At 53.5% G+C, this 955-nt stretch carries 1 tRNA gene and 1 pseudogene; both read left to right on the forward strand.

The features are described 5' to 3' along the window. Positions 1–170 precede the first annotated feature (170 nt). A tRNA-Ser gene (locus tag A936_RS06650) sits at positions 171–258 on the forward strand. A 272-nt stretch (positions 259–530) separates the two neighbouring features. Then, positions 531–737 (forward strand): annotated as a pseudogene (locus tag A936_RS06655) (TolC family protein); the annotation flags it as partial. Positions 738–955 lie beyond the last annotated feature (218 nt).

The raw sequence follows: 955 nt of genomic DNA on the forward strand, positions 1-955 counted from the left end.
CAGGAATTACCCGGGCGGGAGCTTTTTTCGACGAATTTGCCTTAAAACCGCCTCAACCGCTCACACCTTAACCGAACGCGGCATAATCCATAAATTAGGCTTGACCGAAGAGGGCTGACTCCCTATAGTAGCGCCCCGTTGCCCACCTAAGGTGTGCAGCAAAACAATATGGTGAGGTGTCCGAGTGGCTGAAGGAGCACGCCTGGAAAGTGTGTATACGGCAACGTATCGAGGGTTCGAATCCCTCCCTCACCGCCATATTCGATAAGAGAGCCTGAACTCACGTTCAGGCTTTTTTATTACCCGTAACCCCTTGAGGGACGGATGAGAACCCTCGACCGGGTTCGACAAAACGGCAGAATGACCGTTTTGCATTGCCTTCGGCAACCCGCAGGGTGAGCGCCACGGATGGCGCGAGAATCATCCCTCCCTCACCGCCATATACCCTTCACAATTCACCCAATATTTGTACGTCGACCTTGATTTGATTCCGACAAGAAAACCTTAGCAGGTTAAAAACCAGCAGCCTTGAGCTGGCACAGCAGACGATGTCCAGTGCGGAAGTCTCGCTGGAGATAGTGCAAAAACAGCAGCAGATTGGCATCAGCGATTATCAGACAGCCTTAACGGCGCAGCGCACGCTATGGAGCGCTCGCCACTCGCTTATTTCACTGCAGCAAACGGCGCTGGAGAACCGCATTACGCTCTGGCAGTCGCTGGGAGGTAATGCCAGCTAGCGCGATGATTAACCCTCTCCCGCCCACAGGAATTACCCGGGCGGGAGCTTTTTTCGACGAATTTGCCTTAAAACCGCCTCAACCGCTCACACCTTAACCGAACGCGGCATAATCCATAAATTAGGCTTGACCGAAGAGGGCTGACTCCCTATAGTAGCGCCCCGTTGCCCACCTAAGGTGTGCAGCAAAACAATATGGTGAGGTGTCCGAGTGGCTGA

Origin of the sequence: Enterobacter sp. Ag1 (assembly GCA_000277545.1) — a bacterium.
Taxonomy (GTDB): domain Bacteria; phylum Pseudomonadota; class Gammaproteobacteria; order Enterobacterales; family Enterobacteriaceae; genus Cedecea.